General features: G+C 59.6%; 2 protein-coding genes and 1 pseudogene. 2 read left to right on the top strand and 1 reads right to left on the bottom strand.

The window, feature by feature from the left end; all coding sequences use genetic code 11:
- Together P792_RS39170 and P792_RS33145 are read left to right on the top strand one after the other, a co-directional pair.
- A pseudogene (locus tag P792_RS39170) lies at positions 1-304 on the top strand (succinate dehydrogenase/fumarate reductase flavoprotein subunit); the annotation flags it as partial.
- 11 nt (positions 305-315) lie between these two features.
- Positions 316-1,095 carry a succinate dehydrogenase iron-sulfur subunit gene (locus tag P792_RS33145; protein WP_023979649.1) on the top strand — a complete coding sequence of 260 codons (780 nt, stop codon included), beginning with the start codon at positions 316-318 and terminating at the stop codon, positions 1,093-1,095.
- Positions 1,096-1,165: 70 nt separating this feature from the next.
- Here P792_RS33145 and tcuC read toward each other — a convergent pair.
- A partial coding sequence (gene tcuC, locus P792_RS33140; protein ID WP_035440565.1) for a tricarballylate/proton symporter TcuC occupies positions 1,166-2,362 on the bottom strand: 1,197 nt, incomplete at its 5' end.

Raw genomic sequence — 2,362 nt, 5'->3', positions numbered from 1 at the left:
CGCGCAGCATATGGGGCTGGCCGATCGCTCGCTGATCTGGAACAGCGATCTGATGGAAGCCCTGGAATTCGCGAATTTGCTCGCCAATGCGACGGTGACGATCGAAAGTGCCCATGCACGCCACGAAACGCGTGGCGCCCATGCCCATGACGATTATCCCGAACGCGATGACGGGCACTGGATGAAACATACCGTCTCCTATCTCGATAAGGATGGTGCGGTGAGCCTGCTCTACCGGCCGGTGCGGATGCAGACCCTGACCAATGATGTCGAGGTCTTCCCGCCCAAGAAACGTGTTTACTGAGGAGCCTCACCATGGTTGAACTCCGCCTGCCCAAAAACAGCACGACCCGCCCCGGCAAATTCTATCCGGCGCCTGCCGAAGCCAAGCGCAAGGCCACGTTTCAGGTCTATCGCTGGTCGCCCGATGACGAGTCCAATCCGAGCCTCGACAGCTACGAGCTGGATCTCGACAAGGTCGGGCCGATGGTTCTCGATGCCCTGCTCTATATCAAGGACCATATCGACGCGACGCTGACCTTCCGCCGCTCCTGCCGCGAGGGGATCTGCGGGTCCTGCGCCATGAACATCGATGGCGAAAACACGCTGGCCTGTCTCAAGCCCATCAGCTCGATCAAGGGCACGGTCAAGATCAATCCGCTGCCGCATATGCCGGTGGTGAAGGATCTGGTGCCCAACCTGAACGGCGCTTATGCCCAGCTTGAATCCATTCAGCCCTGGCTGAAAAGCGACACCCCGCCGCCGCCCGATACCGAACGCCTGCAAAGCGTGGAAGAGCGCGAAAAGCTGGATGGCATGTGGGAGTGCATCCTGTGCTTCTGCTGCAGCACGTCCTGCCCGTCCTATTGGTGGAATGGCGACCGCTATCTCGGGCCAGCCACTCTGCTGGCCGCCAATCGCTGGATCATGGACAGCCGCGACGACCATACGGGCGAGCGATTGGAAGCGCTGGATGATTCCATGAAGCTCTATGGCTGCCGCACCATCATGAACTGCACCCAGACCTGCCCCAAGGGTCTGAACCCGGCCAAGGCCATCGCCAATATCAAGAAATTGCAGGTCGAGCGGGAATAGGCTCGACACCCTTGCAGATCAGAAAAGAAAAGGCCGGGATACTCTCCTGGCCTTTTTTATCTCCAAACGTTTATCCGACTTGGCGCGGGCTACGTTCGACATAGGGCCGCGACACAATGGCAGCGAGCAACCCACACGCCGCCGCCGCAGAAAGCCACAATGCAGGCATGGCCCTGTCCTGGGTCTGCAAGATCAGCCAAGTGCATACGACCGGGCTAAACCCGCCGATGCAGGTGGCTAGACTGTAGGCCAGGGAGAAACCCGTCGTGCGTATACGCGGCGGTACGATCTCGGTCAGCCAGACGATGGCGGCCCCGTTATAGGCACTGTAGAGTATCGCCAAAGCCAGCTCGACACTGAGCAACCTGCCGAAGCTCGGCGCAGCCACCAACCATTTCATCATCGGCCATGCCAGACACAACACGAGCGTTGTGGCGCCAATCAGCAGCTTCTTGCGCCCGATCCTGTCAGAAACCAGCCCGAAAACAGGGACCAGAACCAGATTGGCGAGCCCCGCGCAAAGTGTGACCAGCAGCGCATCCTGTCGCCCCAGATGCAGCACGCGCGTACCAAAAGCAGGGCAATAGGCGGTGATTACATAAAACGAGACCGTGCTCATCACACCGGTCAGGATACCAATCAGCCCCACATACCAGTTACGGACCAAAGACACCGCAATCTCCCAAATGCCGGGATGCGTGGCCTGAGAGGAAAAAGCCTCGGTTTCCTGCAGATTGCGCCGCAGGAATATGAGCACAGGCACGATCATACAGCCCAGCGCGAGCGGAATACGCCACCCCCAAGCCGACATGACCGGACCGCCCAGCAGGGATGTCAGGCCAAATCCGATTGCCGCGGCCAGCACGACGGCGAGCTGAATGGAGGCAGACTGGAAAGCCACGATAAAACCGCGATTTTTCTCCGTGGCGATTTCGGACAGATAGACAGAACTCGATCCCACCTCGACCCCGGCGGAAAACCCCTGGATCAGCCGCCCGAGCAACACCAGAAGCGGCGCGAGAATACCGATCCTCTTGTAACTGGGCGTCAGGGCCAGGGTCATGGTGCCAATGGCCATGAGGGTGAGCGTGAGGATAAGCCCCTTGCGCCGCCCGATACGATCAACATAGGCGCCGAGCACAAGAGCACCGAGTGGGCGCATCAGAAACCCGGCACCGAACGTGGCAAAAGACGACATCAACTCGGCCTGGGCGTTGCCCGAGGGAAAAAACGCCCTGCCGATATCGGCAGCGTAATAGCCGAACAC

Source organism: Asaia sp. SF2.1, assembly GCF_000505765.1.
In the GTDB taxonomy this organism is placed as follows: Bacteria; Pseudomonadota; Alphaproteobacteria; order Acetobacterales; family Acetobacteraceae; genus Asaia; species Asaia bogorensis.
This window is presented reverse-complemented; position numbering and strand designations above follow the sequence as displayed.

Bases quoted from the DNA above. Each gene is read 5' to 3' on its own strand.
- P792_RS33145 (WP_023979649.1), top strand. From the start codon at position 316: ATGGTTGAACTCCGCCTGCCCAAAAACAGCACGACCCGCCCCGGCAAA.